General features: G+C 58.9%; 17 protein-coding genes. 5 read left to right on the forward strand and 12 right to left on the reverse strand.

The genetic code is table 11. The features are described 5' to 3' along the window. Window positions 1-158 precede the first annotated feature (158 nt). From ccoP to D0544_RS04985, 6 genes are all read right to left on the reverse strand, one after another. The gene (gene ccoP, locus D0544_RS04960; RefSeq protein ID WP_125014889.1) at window positions 159-1,043 is read right to left on the reverse strand and encodes a cytochrome-c oxidase, cbb3-type subunit III; all 885 of its coding nucleotides are present in this window, start codon (window positions 1,041-1,043) and stop codon (window positions 159-161) included. Further along, window positions 1,040-1,216 (reverse strand): cbb3-type cytochrome oxidase subunit 3, encoded by a 177-nt coding sequence (locus D0544_RS04965; protein WP_125014890.1) that lies wholly within the window; start codon window positions 1,214-1,216, stop codon window positions 1,040-1,042. The genes ccoP and D0544_RS04965 overlap by 4 nt, the downstream gene beginning before the upstream one ends. 5 nt (window positions 1,217-1,221) lie before the next feature. Then, window positions 1,222-1,830: a cytochrome-c oxidase, cbb3-type subunit II gene (ccoO, locus tag D0544_RS04970; protein ID WP_125014891.1), complete on the reverse strand. Its 609-nt coding sequence runs from the start codon at window positions 1,828-1,830 to the stop codon at window positions 1,222-1,224. A 13-nt stretch (window positions 1,831-1,843) separates the two neighbouring features. Next, window positions 1,844-3,268 (reverse strand): cytochrome-c oxidase, cbb3-type subunit I, encoded by a 1,425-nt coding sequence (ccoN, locus tag D0544_RS04975; RefSeq protein WP_125014892.1) that lies wholly within the window; start codon window positions 3,266-3,268, stop codon window positions 1,844-1,846. A 329-nt stretch (window positions 3,269-3,597) separates the two neighbouring features. After that, window positions 3,598-4,386 (reverse strand): helix-turn-helix domain-containing protein, encoded by a 789-nt coding sequence (locus tag D0544_RS04980; protein ID WP_125014893.1) that lies wholly within the window; start codon window positions 4,384-4,386, stop codon window positions 3,598-3,600. A gap of 145 nt (window positions 4,387-4,531) precedes the next feature. Continuing rightward, window positions 4,532-4,813, reverse strand: a complete 282-nt coding sequence (locus D0544_RS04985) for an antibiotic biosynthesis monooxygenase family protein (RefSeq protein ID WP_125014894.1) — start codon at window positions 4,811-4,813, stop codon at window positions 4,532-4,534. Window positions 4,814-5,037: 224 nt separating this feature from the next. On the opposite strand from D0544_RS04985, the gene tusA reads away from it, so the two are divergent. After that, on the forward strand, window positions 5,038-5,271 hold the full coding sequence (gene tusA / locus D0544_RS04990; protein ID WP_125014895.1) for a sulfurtransferase TusA: 234 nt from the start codon (window positions 5,038-5,040) through the stop codon (window positions 5,269-5,271). Here tusA and D0544_RS04995 read toward each other — a convergent pair. Then, window positions 5,253-6,629, reverse strand: coding sequence for an MATE family efflux transporter (locus D0544_RS04995; RefSeq protein WP_125014896.1), 1,377 nt, complete (start codon window positions 6,627-6,629; stop codon window positions 5,253-5,255). The genes tusA and D0544_RS04995 overlap by 19 nt on opposite strands. 151 nt (window positions 6,630-6,780) lie before the next feature. Between D0544_RS04995 and pdxB the strand changes: the two genes are divergently transcribed. After that, complete coding sequence (gene pdxB, locus D0544_RS05000; protein WP_125014897.1) at window positions 6,781-7,944, forward strand: 4-phosphoerythronate dehydrogenase PdxB; 1,164 nt, start codon at window positions 6,781-6,783, stop codon at window positions 7,942-7,944. Beyond that, window positions 7,941-9,083 (forward strand): ATP-NAD kinase family protein, encoded by a 1,143-nt coding sequence (locus D0544_RS05005; protein ID WP_125014898.1) that lies wholly within the window; start codon window positions 7,941-7,943, stop codon window positions 9,081-9,083. Before pdxB ends, D0544_RS05005 begins: the two co-directional genes overlap by 4 nt. Before the next feature lie 164 nt (window positions 9,084-9,247). On the opposite strand, the gene htpX is transcribed toward D0544_RS05005, so the two are convergent. From htpX to D0544_RS05020, 3 genes are all read right to left on the reverse strand, one after another. Further along, window positions 9,248-10,111: a protease HtpX gene (htpX, locus tag D0544_RS05010; RefSeq protein WP_125014899.1), complete on the reverse strand. Its 864-nt coding sequence runs from the start codon at window positions 10,109-10,111 to the stop codon at window positions 9,248-9,250. Window positions 10,112-10,337: 226 nt separating this feature from the next. Beyond that, window positions 10,338-10,781 (reverse strand): hypothetical protein, encoded by a 444-nt coding sequence (locus tag D0544_RS05015; RefSeq protein ID WP_125014900.1) that lies wholly within the window; start codon window positions 10,779-10,781, stop codon window positions 10,338-10,340. A 41-nt stretch (window positions 10,782-10,822) separates the two neighbouring features. Next, complete coding sequence (locus D0544_RS05020; RefSeq protein ID WP_125014901.1) at window positions 10,823-12,037, reverse strand: pyridoxal phosphate-dependent aminotransferase; 1,215 nt, start codon at window positions 12,035-12,037, stop codon at window positions 10,823-10,825. Window positions 12,038-12,256: 219 nt separating this feature from the next. On the opposite strand from D0544_RS05020, the gene D0544_RS05025 reads away from it, so the two are divergent. Together D0544_RS05025 and D0544_RS05030 are read left to right on the forward strand one after the other, a co-directional pair. After that, the gene (locus D0544_RS05025; protein ID WP_125014902.1) at window positions 12,257-12,745 is read left to right on the forward strand and encodes a glutathione peroxidase; all 489 of its coding nucleotides are present in this window, start codon (window positions 12,257-12,259) and stop codon (window positions 12,743-12,745) included. A 32-nt stretch (window positions 12,746-12,777) separates the two neighbouring features. Continuing rightward, the gene (locus D0544_RS05030) at window positions 12,778-13,224 is read left to right on the forward strand and encodes a MarR family winged helix-turn-helix transcriptional regulator (RefSeq protein WP_125014903.1); all 447 of its coding nucleotides are present in this window, start codon (window positions 12,778-12,780) and stop codon (window positions 13,222-13,224) included. 4 nt (window positions 13,225-13,228) lie between these two features. Here the strand turns inward: D0544_RS05030 and D0544_RS05035 are convergent, their stop codons facing one another. Together D0544_RS05035 and D0544_RS05040 are read right to left on the reverse strand one after the other, a co-directional pair. Continuing rightward, entirely contained in the window at window positions 13,229-15,616 is a 2,388-nt protein-coding gene (locus D0544_RS05035) for a response regulator (protein ID WP_125014904.1), read from the reverse strand. Between the two features lie 21 nt (window positions 15,617-15,637). Next, entirely contained in the window at window positions 15,638-16,426 is a 789-nt protein-coding gene (locus tag D0544_RS05040) for a hypothetical protein (RefSeq protein ID WP_125014905.1), read from the reverse strand. Window positions 16,427-16,553: the final 127 nt, after the last annotated feature.

Below are 16,553 nucleotides of genomic sequence, written 5' to 3' on the forward strand. Positions count from 1 at the left end.
TAAGGATCAATCGGTCAACGCCCGAAGGGGCCTTCGAGCGAGGAGAGTGTACGGTTTTCCATAGCGTTGTGCATGCTCATTACGCCATTATCGATCCCGGGGTGACGGATAACAACGCTATGGAAAACCGGCTGCCCGTGAAGGGCAGCCGAAAGGGTTTACTTATTCGACAGGCTGTAGACGTAGGCCGTTACCAGGTGGACCTTGTCCTCGCCCAGAATATCGTTCCAGGCAGGCATTACACCGTTACGGCCGTTACGGATGGTGTAGGCAACACGGGCCGCTGAAGAGCCATAAAGCCAGTTGTTATCCGCCAGGTTGGGGGCGCCCAGGGCCTGGTTGCCCTCGCCGTTCGCACCGTGGCAAGCCGCACAGGTGGCGTCGAAGATCTTCTTGCCAGAGGCCAGCTGGGTCGCATCCGCTGTCTGCTCAATGCCGCTCAGGGCGCGCACATAGGCGGTGACATCGGTAACCCCTTTGTCGCCAATGACAGCACCCCAGGCGGGCATCTGCCCTTTACGACCGTTGGCGACAGAGGCCTTGATCGCAGCGGCAGTACCGCCGTAGAGCCAGGTGCCGTCGGTCAGGTTGGGGAAGCCGAAGGCGCCGCGGGCATCGGAGCCGTGGCACAGGGCACAGTTATTGGCGAAGATACGCTGTCCCATCTGTACCGCCTGCTCATCCTTGGCGACCTCTTCGATCGGCATGGCGCTGAACTTGGCGTAGATAGGGCCGTACAGTTGCTCCGCCTCTTGCATCTCCTCCTCATACTGACCGACCTGGGTCCAGCCGCCAATACCGGGGAAGCTGCCCATGCCGGGGTAGTAGATCAAGTAGCCAGCGCCGAACAGCAGGGTGGCAACAAACATCTGGAACCACCAGCCGGGCAGGGGGTTGTCATACTCTTCGATGCCATCGTAGCTGTGACCGGTAGTCTTTCCACTACCCAGAGTCGAGGTACGGTTGGCAAACAGGACCCAGGTGACCAACGCGATGCACGCGGTGGTCAGCAGGATGATCCACCAACTCCAGAAACTAGTCATGATTTCTTCTCCTGATCAGAGTTATCCAGTGCGTCTGGATCGTCTTCGAAGGGCAGGTTAGCCGCCTCATCAAAGTCCTTTTTCTTGCCGGAACTGTAGGCCCAGAGGACAACGCCAATGAACGCAACCAGCGCGAAAACAGTAGCCAGACCACGTAATGTATTGATATCCACAATGTTTACCGCTTCTGAGTGATCACAGTGCCCAGGTTCTGCAGGTAGGCAACCAGTGCGTCAAGCTCGGTCTTGCCACGAACGGCATCGGCGGCACCGGCGATATCTTCATCGCTGTAGGGCACACCGACGGTACGTAGCGCTTCCATCTTCGCAGCCGTGTACTTTCCGCTGAGCTTGCTCTCGGCAAGGAACGCGTACGACGGCATGATGGAGGCCGGAACCACATCGCGGGGGTTGATCAGGTGAGCGCGGTGCCAGTCATCGGAGTAACGTTGGCCGACACGGGCAAGGTCCGGACCGGTTCGCTTGGAGCCCCACAGGAAGGGGTGCTCGTACACGCTTTCTCCGGCTACGGAGTAGTGACCATAGCGCTCGGTTTCAGCACGGAAGGGGCGGATCATCTGTGAATGGCAGCCAAGGCAGCCTTCACGGATATAGATGTCGCGACCTTCCAGTTGCAGCGCGTTGTGGGGTTTCAGTCCCGCAACGGGCTTGGTGGTTTCTTCCTGGAAGAACAGAGGTACGATCTCTACCAGGGCACCAAAGCTGATGGCGACAATCAGGCCGACCATCATCAAGCCGATATTTTTTTCGACGATTTCGTGATTCATAGTTCTGTTCCCCCTACGCCATCTGAGCCGCGGCGTTCGCTTTAGCCGGATCGGCGTTGCGAACGGTGACCCAGGTGTTGTAAGCCATCAGGAGCATGCCCAGCAGGAAGAAGGCCCCGCCGATGGCACGCACAACGTATCCAAACTCACTGGCCTGCACCGATTCGATAAAGCTGTAGGTGAGGGTGCCGTCGTTGTTGACTGCACGCCACATCAGACCCTGGGTAATGCCGTTCACCCACATGGAAGCGATGTAGAGCACGGTGCCGATGGTGGCCAGCCAGAAGTGAGTGTTGATGAGGGAGATGCTGGCCATCTGATCCTTGCCCCAGAGGCGTGGGATCAGGTGGTAAAGACAGCCGATCGATACCATGGCAACCCAGCCCAGGGCACCGGCGTGTACGTGACCAATGGTCCAGTCGGTGTAGTGGGAGAGTGCGTTAACGGTCTTGATCGCCATCATCGGACCTTCGAAGGTCGACATGCCGTAGAAGGAGAGCGATACCACCAGGAAGCGCAGTACCGGGTCGGTACGCAGTTTGTGCCAGGCGCCGCTCAGGGTCATCATGCCGTTGATCATACCGCCCCAGGAGGGAGCGAGCAGAATCAGGGACATCACCATACCCAGGCTCTGGGCCCAGTCGGGCAGGGCGGTGTAGTGCAAGTGGTGTGGGCCGGCCCAGATATAGATCGCAACCAGGGCCCAGAAGTGGACGATGGAGAGGCGATAGGAGTAGACCGGGCGGCCTGCCTGCTTGGGTACGAAGTAGTACATCATGCCAAGGAAACCGGCAGTCAGGAAGAAGCCAACGGCGTTGTGGCCATACCACCACTGGATCATGGCATCCTGCGCGCCTGCGTAGACGGAGTAGGATTTCCACAGGTTAACCGGAATCACAATGTTGTTAACGATATGAAGTATGGCAACCGTGAGGATAAAACCGCCGAAGAACCAGTTGGCGACATAGATATGCTTGCTTTTGCGCTTCATGATGGTGCCGAAGAACACGATTGCATAGCACACCCAGACCACTGCGATCAAAATGGCGATAGGCCACTCCAGCTCAGCGTACTCCTTGGCCTGGGTGATGCCCAGGGGCAGGGTAATAGCGGCCAATACGATGACCAGTTGCCAACCCCAGAAGGTAAATGCCGCCAGGCTATCGGAGATCAGGCGCGCCTGACAGGTGCGCTGAACCACGTAGTAGGAGGTGGCGAACAGGGCGCTACCACCAAAGGCGAAGATCACTGCGTTGGTGTGAAGCGGACGCAGGCGGCCAAAGGTCAGGTAAGGCTCGAGGTTTAAATCGGGGAAAACCAGCTGGGTCGCGATTAAGACTCCAACTGCCATTCCAACGATCCCCCAAACGACCGTCATAATGGCAAACTGGCGTACGACCTTATAATTGTAGGACGAAGTATTGGTTACCGTACTCATCTTTCAGGTTCCATCAGTTGCACGTGCTGTTTTGTCATAGCCCCTGGCCGAACGCACTGCAGGCGTTGCTGCGTGCCCATTATTGATTTTGGTGTGCGGGTATTGTTCGTTGAGGCTGTGACTGTTTGATAAGCAGTCAAGATCGAAAAGCATCCCGGCTACTTGGCTCCCTTAATAAGCCAACATCGATCACTATAGGCTACCGATGTCGGCTGCGGAGAATAAATGTTGCGCATGATATATGTCAACAAACCCCGCAGGGCCTTTGTATCAAACCGCCTCTGTGGGCTAGTTGATCTGGATCAAAGTTTGATGGCCTGAGGCGGGGTTCAGGGGAAAAGGGTTGACGCCTGCTCAGAATCGCGACCGGGCAGCCCGGCGGTGTTGAGAAGTTGCTGGTAATCGACTAGCACCAGCTTGCGACCGTCGAGTTCGATCAGCCCCTGCTGCTGGAACTTGCTGAGCGCGCGGCTGAGGGTCTCTTTGGGAAGCCCGAGGAAATTGGCGATATCGTCGCGGCGCATGCTCAGGGTCAGGGTAGGGTTGTTGAAACCTCGACGACGGGTCCGCTGCTCGAGGTTAACCAGGAAGGAGGAGACCCGCTGGTCGACATTTTTGCGCCCCATCATCATGGTAAAGCTCAGGTGGCTGTGGAAGCTCTCCATGCTGAGCATGGTAAAGAGGTTGTTGCGGATCTCCGGTACCTTCTCGGCATAATCCATGAGCCGCTGATAGGGGATTTCGCACACATAGCTTTGCTCCATGGCCGTCGCTGTATAAGGGTAGCGTCCCACTGCCATGCCACTGTAGCCGACCAGCTCGCCGCTGAAGCTGAAGCCGCAGACCTTTTCGTTGCCCTGCTCATCGGGAAGCGTCAACTTGAAGGCGCCGGCACTGATGGCGTAAATCGCCCCGAAGCTGTCCCCTTCGCTGAATAGCGGCTCTCCGGGGGCGATGGGGACGCGTCGTTGAAGCAGGCCTTCGATCAGGTTGAACTGTCCATCGCTCACATCGACCGGGTCACAGAGCGGGAACAGGGCGCAACGTTCGCACTGAACGTACTTCTCTTCATCCTGAGGGCGGGAGTGGTTAGCGCAGGGGGGCTGAGGTTGGCTCATGGGTTGTCAATGTATCAGCGGAAATCGTGAATGGTATGACAATCAGTATGCAGGGGTTTTGATAAATATCAAAGGGAGGCGACTCAGCGGTTTCGGGTACCGCCGTTCTTGTTGTGATTATGCAGTCGCCATCGCGCCAGGGGCGCTAGTGTGACAGGACGGTGATTTTTTCCTCGCCCTCCAGCATGGGCTGGATCGCTTCGAGCAGCTGTCGGCGCTGAGCCGAGCCTTCCCACATTTGCCAGGACTGGACGTTCGCCCAGTTGATGATCACGAGGCGGTGGTTGGCGTTGGCGATATCTTTCAGTGACTCACTGGAGATGAAGCCGGGAGCCTGTACCACACCGGAGATCGTTTTTTTGATGGCATCTTCGTAATGGGGGCCTAGTCCTTCTGCAATATTTCTTTCGATTACTACTTTAATCATTGGGTTACCCTTACCGGTGTTTGCAGTTAAAAAACTCTCTACAGATACTGATCTTTATAACCCAACTGCCGTCCAACGCAAGTCTTAACCTTGGGTTTGAGGGCCAATACTCGACCAATGGCGGATAGCCTGGCCCGGTCGTGGTGCAGGCGCCCGTGCCTATTTTTTTGCCTCGGGTGGGCGCTCTGGTAAAGTAGCCTCAGATTTTATGCGGGGACCCTTCCATGTCGTTCAACCCAACCCATGTTCTGGATGCCAGCGGACTCTTTTGTCCTGAGCCGGTTATGCTTTTGCACAATAAAGTGCGGGAGATGGAGGCGGGGGAGGTGCTGGAGGTGATCGCGACAGACCCCTCCACCACCCGTGATATTCCCAAATTCTGTGCGTTTCTCGATCATGAGCTGCTGGCGCAGGAGCAGCGGGACCAGAAATTCTTCTATTACATCCGTAAGGGGTGACCCCGGTAGCGGCGAAATACCCGCTGCAGGCGCCAGCCCAGCAGCAGAGCTGCTGTACTCAACCCGGTTAGCAGGCCAATCCAGAACCCGGCTGGCCCCATGGCCTCCGTAATGCGGTCGGTGAGACCCAGTGTGTAGCCGAGGGGCAGGGCGATCACCCAGTAGGAGATCAGTACGATCAGCATGGGTACGCGGGTATCCTTGTACCCCCGCAGGCTGCTGGCGGCCGCCACTTGCAGGGCGTCGGGAAGCTGGTAGGCAGCGGCGAACAGCAGCAGGTAGGCGGCCACCTCAAGTACGGCGCTATTGTCGCTGTAGAGGGAGACAATCTGCAGCGAGAACAGCATCAGCAGCACGGCGGACAGGCTCGATAGCAGGGTGTTCAGCCCGATACCGGTGAGGGCCGCCCGCCGAGCCTGCTGGAAATCACCGCTGCCCGCCGCCTGGCCCACCCGAACCGTCATGGCCAGCCCGATACTCAGGGGAACCATGTAGGTGATGGCGGAGACGTTGAGGGCAATCTGGTGACCGGCGATCAGCTCGGTGGGCAGGCGCCCGATCAGCAGGGCAATGACCGAGAAGATACTCGCCTCGACAAAAATAGAGATACCGATCGGAATACCCAGCCGTACCAGCGGTGCGATTAACGCCAGCTGGGGGCGGCTGAGTCGTGCCAGAATGCCGAGGCTCCGGTGTCCGTTGTCCAGCGCTATATAGAGCCCCATACAGACCAGCATCAACCAGGCCGAGAGGGCGGTGGCGTAGCCGCAGCCCGCCGCGCCCAGCTCGGGGAAACCCCAGCCGCCATAGATGAGGGCGTAGTTGGCCGGGATATTAAGGAGGAAGCCCGCAAAGGCGAACACCATGCCGGGCTTGGTTTGGGAGCGACCCTCGCAATAGCAGCTGAGCGCCAGGTACAACGCCATGGCGGGAAAACTCCAGCTGAAGGCGTCCAGGTAGCGGCTGGCCTCCAGGGCGACCGCCGGAGTCACTTCAAGCCAAAGGAAGGCGATCTCGGCATGGCGAACCAGGATCAGGGCCCCGAAGCCGGCGACCACGGCAATCCAGAGGGATTGCTGTACTGTGGACGCCAGTAGCCCCGTTTTGCCTGCCCCCACCAGATGTGCAACGGAGGGCACAATAGCCATCATCAGCCCGCGCATAAAGAGGAAGATGGGCAGCCAGATACTGTTGCCTACGGCGACAGCCGCGAGGGTGGTGGCGTTGTAGTTGCCGGCCATCAGCGTGTCGACAAGCCCCATGCCACTGGTGGCTATCTGCGCAGCGATAATCGGGGTGGCAAGAGCGCTCAGTTGCTTGAGTTCGGCCAGGACTCGGTGGCGCCGGATGGGCTGCATAGATCAATCCGCAAGAGGGTGGGGCGCTATAGTAACGTGACATCCTTTGCGGTGATATGGTTAAGGTGCTCATAGGCGCAGTTGCGACCCGGGGCGCGCTGGCATAAGCTGCTGCGCCTCACACCCGTTAAACCTCCCAGGAATGCCTTCGATGAAGATAGTTGCCGATGAAAACATGCCGCTGGTCAGGGAGTTTTTCTCCGCCTGGGGCGAGGTGGTACCGGTGGCAGGGCGGGAGATTACAGCGGACCAGGTAGCCGATGCTGACCTGTTGCTGGTGCGCTCCATCACCCGGGTTGATAAGGCGTTGCTGGGGCAGAGTGCGGTGCGCTTTGTGGGGTCGGCCACCATCGGTACCGACCATGTCGACCGCCAGTGGCTGCAGCAGCAGGGCATTGGCTTTAGCGCTGCCCCCGGCTGCAATGCCGCGGCGGTGGTGCAGTATGTGCTTTCGGTATTGGCCACGTTGTGCGACTGGCGTCAATGCACCCTCGCGAGTTTGAGCGTTGGCATCGTGGGGGCGGGTAATGTCGGTGGGCGTCTTTATCGCCAGCTCTCCGCACTGGGGGTTGAATGCCGCATCAATGACCCCTTTCTGGAGGATCCGAACCTGCCCTTGTGTTCGCTCGACGAGGTGCTTGAGCGGTCGGATGTGGTCAGTTTGCATACCCCCCTGACCCGCAGCGGCCCCTTCCCGACCTGGCACCTCATCGGCGAGAGCCAGCTTGAGCGCCTGTCGACGGGGGCCTTGCTGATCAACAGCGGGAGGGGTGCGGTTGTCGAGCAGGCGGCGCTGCTCAAGGTGCTCAACCGGCGTCCTGATCTGCGGGTGGCGCTGGATGTGTGGGAAACCGAGCCCGATGTGGACCTGACGCTGCTTGAGCGGGTCGATCTAGCTACCCCCCATATTGCCGGCTATAGCCTGGAGGGGCGCCTGAGGGGAACCGAGATGGTCTATCAGGCCGCCTGTGCCTTCTTTGACCGGCCCCAGTCCTGCACGCTGCAGCAGCTGATGCCCCGGCCCCTTTTACAGGCGCTGCAGCTGTCTTGTGACACCTCTCCGCCCGAGAGTGATGATGCCCTGGGGCGTCGACTGGGACGCTTGCTCTACGATGTCAGGGAGGATGACCTGAGGATGCGGCAACAGCTGGGGGCCAGCGACCAGGTAGCGCTCACCTTTGACCGGCTGCGTAAAAACTACCCCATGCGTCGTGAAAACAGCAGCCTGAGCCTGAGTGGCGCCGGGAGCGCACTGTCAGCCGGGTTGCAGGCACTGGGGTTCACCATCAATCCGGATAAGGAGGAGAGCCTGTGACGGGATCGACACGAGTATTTCGACTGGGGCTGATCATCAACCCGCTGGCGGGCATTGGCGGTGCCGTTGGCCTCAAGGGCAGTGATGGAGAGGCGATTGTCGATAAGGCGCTGGCCATGGGGGCGGTCCCCCACGCCGCCGATCGTACCCGTCACGCGTTGTCGGCGATTCTGCCCCTCAAGGCACAGGTTAAGCTCCTCACTTATCCTCGTGAGATGGGCGAGTCGCTGGCGCGGGAGATGGGCTTCGAGGTTGAGGTGCTGGGGCAGATTGAGTCGGGGCACACCACCGCGGCCGATACCGAACGTGCTGCGCGTGAGCTCCAGCAGGTCGGGGTAGATCTGATCCTGTTTGCCGGCGGGGACGGGACGGCCCGTAACATCTGCCACTCAGTGGGGGAGATGCAACCGGTGTTGGGGGTGCCCGCAGGGGTCAAGATCCATTCGGGTGTCTATGCCGTGACCCCGCTGGCCGCCGGGGAGGTGGTGCGCCAGCTGATCGCCGGGGATCTGGTGACCATCGCCGAGGCGGAGGTCCGGGATATCGACGAAGAGGCGTTTCGCGAAGGACGCGTGCGCGCCCGCTACTATGGCGACCTTCTGGTTCCCCGTGCCCACCAGTACCTGCAGCGGGTCAAGCAGGGGGGGCGCGAGGTGGAGGAGCTGGTGCTGCAGGATATTGCCGCCGGCCTGATCGAGGAGATGGAGCCGGATGCCTTTTATGTGGTTGGTCCGGGCACCACCACCCGCGGTCTTATGGAGGAGATGGGGCTTGATAACACACTGCTGGGCGTCGACCTGGTCAGGGATCAGCTGCTGCTGGCGGCCGATGCCACTGCCGAACAGCTTCTCGAGCTAACCGAGGGGGGAGAACTCTATATCGTTGTGACCGCCATCGGCGGGCAGGGGCATATCTTCGGGCGCGGCAACCACCAGATCTCACCGGAGCTGATTCGTCGGGCCGGTATCGATCACATTCGGGTCATTGCCACCAAATCCAAGCTGGCCGAACTAGGGGGGGCTCCCCTGCAGGTGGACACCGGTGAGCCGGATCTGGATGCCGCGTTATCGGGGCATATCCGGGTCATTACCGGTTACAAGGATGCCGTGCTCTACCCGGTAGGGTTGGGAAAAGGGTAGCTCGGTCTTCAGTCCGACATATCTATCCCGGCACAGGCATGTCGGGCGAAAGCCCGACTCACAGGGTGCAGCATAGGAGGCGGGCGTAGGTTGGCCTTTAGGCCAGCAAGTTGGCCTTTAGGCCAGCAAGTTGGCCGGTACGGGAAGTACCGGCCAGGGGAGGGTTACTGAACGCTACGCAGGGCCGCGATGCGCTTTTCCAGCGGCGGGTGGCTCATAAAGAACTCCGCCATGCTTTTCTTGCCGTTGATGCCGAAGGCGACCAGTGACCCCTCCAGGTGGGGCTCGCTGTTGTTGCGCAGGCGCTCGAGGGCGGCGATCATCTTTTCACGTCCGGCCAGCTGGGCGCCGCCGATGTCGGCGCGGAATTCGCGCTGGCGAGAGAAGAAGGCCACCACGATGCTGGCGAGGATGCCAAACAGCATCTCCAGCACGAAGACCACGCCCATATAGGCAAACATGCCCAGTCCTTCACCCTCTTCATTATTCTGGCTGACAACGCTGCTGATGATGTTGGCGATGATGCGGGCGATAAAGATCACGAAGGTGTTCACCACCCCCTGGATCAGGGCCAGGGTCACCATGTCGCCATTGGCGATGTGGCTTACCTCGTGTCCCAGCACCGCTTCCGCCTCGTCCTGGCTCATGTTGTTCAGCAGGCCGGTACTGACGGCGACCAGCGCATCGTCACGCTTCATACCGGTGGCAAAAGCATTGATATCCTCAGCGGGGTAGATCGCCACCTGCGGCATGCCGATGCCGGCGGCTTTTGCCTGACGGCTAACGGTCTCCAACAACCAGCGCTCAGTGCTGTTTGCGGGGGTTTCAATCACCTTGGCGCCGGTGGAGCGCAGGGCCATGGTTTTGGAGAGTGCCAGTGAGATCAGGGATCCACCAAAACCAAAGGCGGCGGCGATCATCAGCAGGCCCGTGGTACTGCGACCATCGACACCGAACAGGCTCATGACGATGCTCAGAACGAGCAGCACGGCGAGGTTGGTTATCAGAAAAAGTCCAATACGCATCATGGGTAGGGTTTCCTTGTGAGGATGAAAATTCAGTTAGCTAAAATATGCGGACAGGTGGACCTATTTCAATCCCCGCAATGTAAAGAGAATGAAAAGGCCAGTGCGCCCGCAGCTCGGCGCTAAAGCGCCCCCCAGGTCCCGCTCCACAGCCGGGGTGGGGCTGGGTAGGTCGGGCTTTATTTAACCCGGCATTTAACCCGGCAGGGTGGGGCAGCAGGGCGGAGGACTAACTTCCGGGGCGTTTGCGGTGAAACAGCTCCAGCAACAGGCGCCTGACCAGTAACGCATCCTGTTGGTTAAGGGCGGTGCGTAGCTGGTGGGCGAGGGTGCCCTGCTGGGTGGCCACGGTGGCGGGCAGGTCGTCCAGGGGCTCCAGGGGGAGGTCAACCGGGGAGGTCAGCGCCAAAAAGGCGCGCTCGGCCAGTACCGCTTGCCCCAGGCCATCCTGGCGGGACTGGTCGTGGTAACGAAGGTATTGCTCATCGGCGAGCCAGAGCATGCTACTGAAGCAGGCCAGGTGGCGGGCGCTGGGGATGCCGAACTCGTCGAGCTCAAACTCGCCGATGATCTCGTCGACGTAGATATCCCCCTTGCGGGGGAAGTAGCTGTAAAGTTTTAGCAGGATGCGAGCACAATCCTGGTAAAAATCATCAATGTGGATATCGGCCATTGCAGCTCCTCTGCGGTTGTCCAGAGTCCATCTCGCCTCGACTACTGGCGGTAGGTCTTAAGGAAGTGTCCCAGGCGTTCGATCGCCATTTCCAGTACATCGACCCGGGGCAGGGTAACGATGCGGAAATGGTCTGTCGCCGGCCAGTTGAAGGCACTGCCTTGTACCAGCAGGATCTTCTCCTGTCGCAGCAGATCGAGCACCATCCGCTGATCGTCGATAATGGGATAGCGCTTGGGGTCCAGGCGTGGGAACAGGTAGAGCGCCCCTTTGGGTTTGACGCAGCTGACCCCCGGAATCTCATTAAGCATCTCCCAGGCGCGATCTCGCTGCTCGAGCAGGCGGCCGCCGGGAAGCACCAGGTCGTTGATGCTCTGGTAGCCCCCCAAAGCGGTCTGGATGGCAAACTGGGTGGGCACATTGGCACAGAGTCGCATATTGGCGAGAATGTCGAGCCCTTCGATATAGCTGGCCGCGGGCAGGCGGTGGCCGCTGATCACCATCCAGCCGGAGCGGAAGCCTGCGGCGCGGTAGGATTTTGAGAGGCCGTTGAAGGTGATGATCAGCAGGTCGTCGGCCAATGCCGCCAGCGAGGTATGCTGGGTGCCGTCGTAGAGAATCCGGTCGTAGATCTCATCGGCATAGATGATCAGCGAGTGCTCGCGGGCAATCTGCAGCAGCTCCTGCAGCAGCTCCGGCGGGTAAACGGCCCCGGTGGGGTTGTTGGGGTTGATGATCACTATGCCGCGGGTCTTGTCGGTGATTTTGCGGCGAATATCCTCAGGGTCGGGATACCAGTCTGCCTGTTCGTCGCACAGGTAATGGATCGGTTTGCCGCCCGCCAGGCTGACAGCAGCGGTCCATAAGGGGTAGTCGGGGGCGGGGATCAACATTTCGTCGCCGTTGTTGAGCAGTGCCTGCATCGCCATCACGATCAGCTCACTGACACCGTTGCCGATGTAGATATCCTCAATGCCGACATCCATTACCCCCTTTTTCTGGAAGTCCTGCATGACCGCTTTGCGGGCGCTGAACAGCCCTTTTGAGTCACAGTAGCCCTGTGACTGGGGCAGGTTGTGGATCACATCCTGGATGATCTCTTCCGGGGCGTCGAAACCAAAAGGGGCGGGATTGCCGATGTTCAGCTTCAGGACCCGGTGACCCTCCTCTTCGAGCCGCTTGGCCTCCTGCAGCACAGGACCACGGATGTCGTAACAGACGTTAGCCAACTTCCCAGACTTTCTGATCTCCTTCATACCCTTCCCGCTTGGCTCCAACTTGGTTTTTGTCGTGTATCGGTGTGTGCCTGTGGCTGATAAGACCCGCTACCGAGGCAGGTTATCATACGGTTTGCCGGAGCAGGTTGCATCACCCAAATTCCCGAAGCCCCTGTCGTCATCGACATTCGCCAGGTCTGCGCTTGCTTATATAGATTGCTCACAATATAATTTTGCAAACAGTAAAAGGAGAGCGTAATGAGCACTGACCTGTACAGCCTGAAGTGTCGAACCATCAATGGCGAGGAGACGAGCCTGGAAGCCTTCAAAGACAAGGTGATGCTGATCGTCAATACGGCCAGCCGTTGTGGCTTTACCCCGCAGTACAAGGGTCTTGAGGCGTTGCACCAAAAATACAAGGATGAGGGGTTGGTGGTTCTGGGGTTTCCCTGTAACCAGTTTCGTGATCAGGAGCCGGGGGACGAGGGCGAGATCGCCAGTTTTTGTGAAATGAATTTTGGCGTCAGCTTTCCCCTGTTTGCCAAAATTGACGTCAATGGAGACAATGCCCATCCCCTGTTCAAGCAGCTCAAGCAAGCCGCGCCCGGCCTGCTGGGCTCGCAAGGGGTTAAATGGAACTTCACCAAGTTCCTGGTTGCACCCGGTGGACAACGGGTCAAACGTTTTGCCCCGCTGACCAAACCGGCCAGGCTGGAGCAGGAGGTCGAGGCGATGCTGAGAAGCTGACCCTCACGCCCGGCCAGCAGGAAAGGAGACCCATGAGCGCTGCGGACCAATTAAAGCTCGATAACCAGCTCTGCTTTGCCCTCTACGCAGGCTCCAGAGCCATCACCCGCCTTTACCGGCCCTTGCTGGAGCCTCTGGGCTTGACCTACCCGCAGTACCTCGTGTTACTGGTGCTGTGGGAAAGGCGCCCCCAGGCGATCAATGTCAAGGAGCTGGGGGAGAAGCTTTCCCTGGACAGTGGCACCCTGACCCCCCTGCTTAAGCGGATGGAGCAGTCGACATTGATTGTTCGCAAGCGCAGCAAACAGGATGAGCGGGCCCGCGAGATATCCTTAACCGCGAAGGGGACCGCTTTGCGGGTTCAGGCGAGCTGCATCCCGGCCAGGTTGATGCAAAGTGCAGGGGTCTCGGCAGAGCAGGTTGCTGAGGTGCGAGGGGTGTTGCGAGCGTTGCTGGCCCAAGTGGAGGCTGGCGAATAATCGCCTAGGCCGGGCTACTCGCGGTTGCAGTCTCGCTGGGCTGCCTGGCCCACTTGTCGATGGTCCGGGCCAGCTCCTCTTTCCTGAAGGGTTTGGAGATATAGTCGCTCATCCCGGCATCCAGGCACTTTTGCCGGTCTTCACTGAGTGCGTTGGCGGTCAGGGCGATGATCGGCAGGTTGCGGACGCCGTTGATCTGTCGCATGCGCCGGGTGGTTTCATAGCCATCCATGATAGGCATATTACAATCCATCAGAATCAGGTCGAAGGCGCGAACGCGACTCAGCTCAAGGGCTCGCTTGCCGTTTCCGCAGAGGGTCACCCGATGTCCCAGATGCTCAAGCATTGCCTCGGCCACCCGCTGGTTGGTTTCGTTATCCTCAACCAAAAGCACCTCCAGGGACTGGGTGTTCCTTTCAATTCCAACGGACTCGATAGGGGCTTCACTGATGCGGTACCCCATCAGGTCAGCGAGCAGCTGAAACAGCTCGTTACGTTGCAGGGGGAGCGTAAGCTGGGCATCGTAGCCCAGGGGCTTGAGCTCGGATTCAGCCACCAGGTCCCTTTGCAAGGCGGCCCGCACGATGCGGATACCGGGCTCTTGCGCGCGGATCAGTGCCGCACTTTCATCGGACTCGACAATGGCCAGCGGATAGCGCTGTTTGCCCATGACCGTGGATCGAGTAGCGCCTTCTCCACCTAGGGAGAGGTGGGGGATATTCCAGTGGCTGAGGTGTTTTTCCAGCGAGTCCATCAGCCCGTGATGGCACAGGCAGAGGATGGGCTCAACCGCAATATCATCCGGAAACGCGGGCGGGGCGACCACCGGCTGGCTCAGTTTGAGGGGCAGCACGACTCGGAAGGTGCTGCCCTGGCCCGGGGTGGAATCAATCTCCAGCGTGCCCTCCATGGCATCGGTCAGACGTTGGCAGAGTGAGAGCCCGAGTCCGGTTCCGCCGTATTTTCGGGTCGTTGCGGTATCGGCCTGGGTGAAGGGTTTAAGAATATCGCTGAGAACGCTGTGATCGATACCGATACCCGTGTCATTGACCTCAAGGGTTACTCGTATCCTGTCCGCTGCCGCGTAGGTAAAGCCTGCGCAAACCTGGACCTCCCCCTGTTCGGTAAATTTGATCGCATTGGAAAGCAGGTTGCTGGCCAGCTGATGGACCCGCACGGGGTCTCCCACCAGCCTTTCCGGCAGTGCGGGGTCAATATCAATCGACAGGTAGAGCGACTTTTGGGCGGCGTTTTCACTCAGCAGTCGCGTGCTTTGCTCCAAACAGGCGCGCAGGTCAAAGTCGATCTCCTCCAGTACCATGTTTCCAGAGTCAAACTTGGTGAGGTCGAGAATATCATTGAGCAGCTGGGTGAGGATGGTGGCGGAGCTGTAGGCGGTTTCCAGTTGCAGGCGCTGCTTGTCAGGAAGGTCTCCCTCAAGCGCAAGGCTGATCATGCCCAGCACCCCGTTGATCGGAGTGCGGATTTCGTGGCTCATATTGGCCAGGAAGACGGAGCGGGCATGGGCCATCGACTCGGCTTCACTGCGGGCCTTGTCGAGCTGGGCGTTACTCGAGACCAGCTGGCGGTTGGCGCGGCTGAGGTCGGCGGTGCGCTGCTCCACCACGGTTTCCAGCTTGCTAAGGTGCTCCTGCAGCTGTTCCTCGGCGGCCAGACGCCGTTTAAGATTGGCCCTGATGCTGCTGACGTGCTCGTTAGTCGCGGCCACCAGCACCCCTATTTCGTCCGCTTCGTGGCCAGTGGGGCAGGGTATAGGGCTGGGGCCGTCCCGTTCCGGGTTGCGGCGGCTGATGGACTCGATCAGTTTCACCAGCGGCTTTGTGAGCATAAAGTAGAACAGCACCAGCAGGATGATGGAGAGCACCAGGGTGCGTACAAAACCACTGAACAGGGTGAAGCCCGCGCGACGCAAAAAGGCGGAGCCGATTGCAAAGGTGTCGACCTCAAGGTGCAGGTAACCGAGCTCTTCCTCAGGATCATGGAGCACCTGTAAATGCTCGCGATACTCCCGGCTGCGCCCGAACAGCAGGTCACTGATTTCACGATAACTTGAATCGGTCTTCTCTCGCTGGGCAAAAGCGAGGGTAGTTCGGGTATTGTCAACGATCTCGGCGCTGATGATGATGGGGGACTCAAGAAGCCCTGTAACCAGTTCCTGGGCCAGCTCCGAGTCTATGTTGTAGGCGATACGTGAGGCAGGGTTGTGGGTTATGTCGATAATCGCCTTGACCTGGCTATCGATCGATTGCTTTTCGTTGAGGTAATCGATCGATATCTGGGCAATACTGAGGGTCATACCCAGAAGGAATGCAAGTATGACCGTGTTTCGGGCCTGCTTGTAGGAGAGGCGATCGCTAAAACGTATGTTCATGGCTGCAGCGATCGGTGGTGATTAGTCATACACGTTCTTTTTCTTCCACTCATCCTCGGGCGATGTGATTTCATCGAGTTTTTGGCTCAGCTGGTTGTCCGTCTCCGCTGCTGGTTGGGCCTTGCCTTTATTGCGTGATCGCTCCTCTTCCTCCTGCAGGTGTTTTATGAGCGTACGCAGCTTCTGGATCTGCTCCGTATACTGATTGTTGTCGTTGTTCTTGGTGAGGTCGGCAGAGGCGCGCATGTAGTGGTGAAGCGCGAGTTTGATTTTGCCTTCCCGGCGGGCCTGGGTCGCCATGTTGCGAAATGCGTCGTAACTGGTGACAACCAGCAGGTGCTTAAGCAGGGCGTTGTATTTTTTGGCGTCGGCTTTGCTGACTCTTCCCGCTTTGGCCCCGGTTACCAGAACGCGATGGGCATCCTGCAGCAGGCTTTGAATCTCGGCCGCCTGGCTTTCGCTGCTGATCTGAAGGGGAGTGGTTGCAGGTGCTGGCGGGGCCTCCATCTCCTCCTGGGTGAGCTCTATCCGTTTTTGTACGTTGATCTGTTGATCTTTGGGCGCATAGGGAAGCATCTGCTTTAACGTAAACAGCTTTTCCGAAAGCAGGAAAGTGAGCAGTCCTTTTTGCAGGTAATGGGTGGGCAGGTCGGCCAGCATATAGTCGATACGGCGAACACGGTCGTTGCCTTCAGCCACTTTACGGGCACGCTCAAGCTTGGCGTTTTCCAGCGCATGATTGATATAGGCGACGCCGATCAAGCCCAGCACCGCAAATACGATAATGCCGCTGATAAATAGGGGATCCACTCCGTTACTCCCGTAGACGCGTCTGTTGTTTTTTAATGTCGTCGGTAAATTCAACTATAACCGATGAATTTCAACAATTATAGCTTCTGGGAACATCCGCAAGGGGGTGTAGGAACGGCGGCCGCAG

The organism is Aestuariirhabdus litorea, assembly GCF_003864255.1.
Classification (GTDB): domain Bacteria; phylum Pseudomonadota; class Gammaproteobacteria; order Pseudomonadales; family Aestuariirhabdaceae; genus Aestuariirhabdus; species Aestuariirhabdus litorea.

What these genes read in the sequence shown, in the direction of transcription:
- ccoP (WP_125014889.1), bottom strand. Translation starts at nt 1,043, where the DNA reads ATGACTAGTTTCTGGAGTTGGTGGATCATCCTGCTGACCACCGCGTGC.
- ccoO (WP_125014891.1), bottom strand. Translation starts at nt 1,830, where the DNA reads ATGAATCACGAAATCGTCGAAAAAAATATCGGCTTGATGATGGTCGGC.
- ccoN (WP_125014892.1), bottom strand. Translation starts at nt 3,268, where the DNA reads ATGAGTACGGTAACCAATACTTCGTCCTACAATTATAAGGTCGTACGC.
- D0544_RS04980 (WP_125014893.1), bottom strand. Translation starts at nt 4,386, where the DNA reads ATGAGCCAACCTCAGCCCCCCTGCGCTAACCACTCCCGCCCTCAGGAT.
- D0544_RS04985 (WP_125014894.1), bottom strand. Translation starts at nt 4,813, where the DNA reads ATGATTAAAGTAGTAATCGAAAGAAATATTGCAGAAGGACTAGGCCCC.
- tusA (WP_125014895.1), top strand. Translation starts at nt 5,038, where the DNA reads ATGTCGTTCAACCCAACCCATGTTCTGGATGCCAGCGGACTCTTTTGT.
- D0544_RS04995 (WP_125014896.1), bottom strand. Translation starts at nt 6,629, where the DNA reads ATGCAGCCCATCCGGCGCCACCGAGTCCTGGCCGAACTCAAGCAACTG.
- pdxB (WP_125014897.1), top strand. Translation starts at nt 6,781, where the DNA reads ATGAAGATAGTTGCCGATGAAAACATGCCGCTGGTCAGGGAGTTTTTC.
- htpX (WP_125014899.1), bottom strand. Translation starts at nt 10,111, where the DNA reads ATGATGCGTATTGGACTTTTTCTGATAACCAACCTCGCCGTGCTGCTC.
- D0544_RS05015 (WP_125014900.1), bottom strand. Translation starts at nt 10,781, where the DNA reads ATGGCCGATATCCACATTGATGATTTTTACCAGGATTGTGCTCGCATC.
- D0544_RS05020 (WP_125014901.1), bottom strand. Translation starts at nt 12,037, where the DNA reads ATGAAGGAGATCAGAAAGTCTGGGAAGTTGGCTAACGTCTGTTACGAC.
- D0544_RS05025 (WP_125014902.1), top strand. Translation starts at nt 12,257, where the DNA reads ATGAGCACTGACCTGTACAGCCTGAAGTGTCGAACCATCAATGGCGAG.
- D0544_RS05030 (WP_125014903.1), top strand. Translation starts at nt 12,778, where the DNA reads ATGAGCGCTGCGGACCAATTAAAGCTCGATAACCAGCTCTGCTTTGCC.
- D0544_RS05035 (WP_125014904.1), bottom strand. Translation starts at nt 15,616, where the DNA reads ATGAACATACGTTTTAGCGATCGCCTCTCCTACAAGCAGGCCCGAAAC.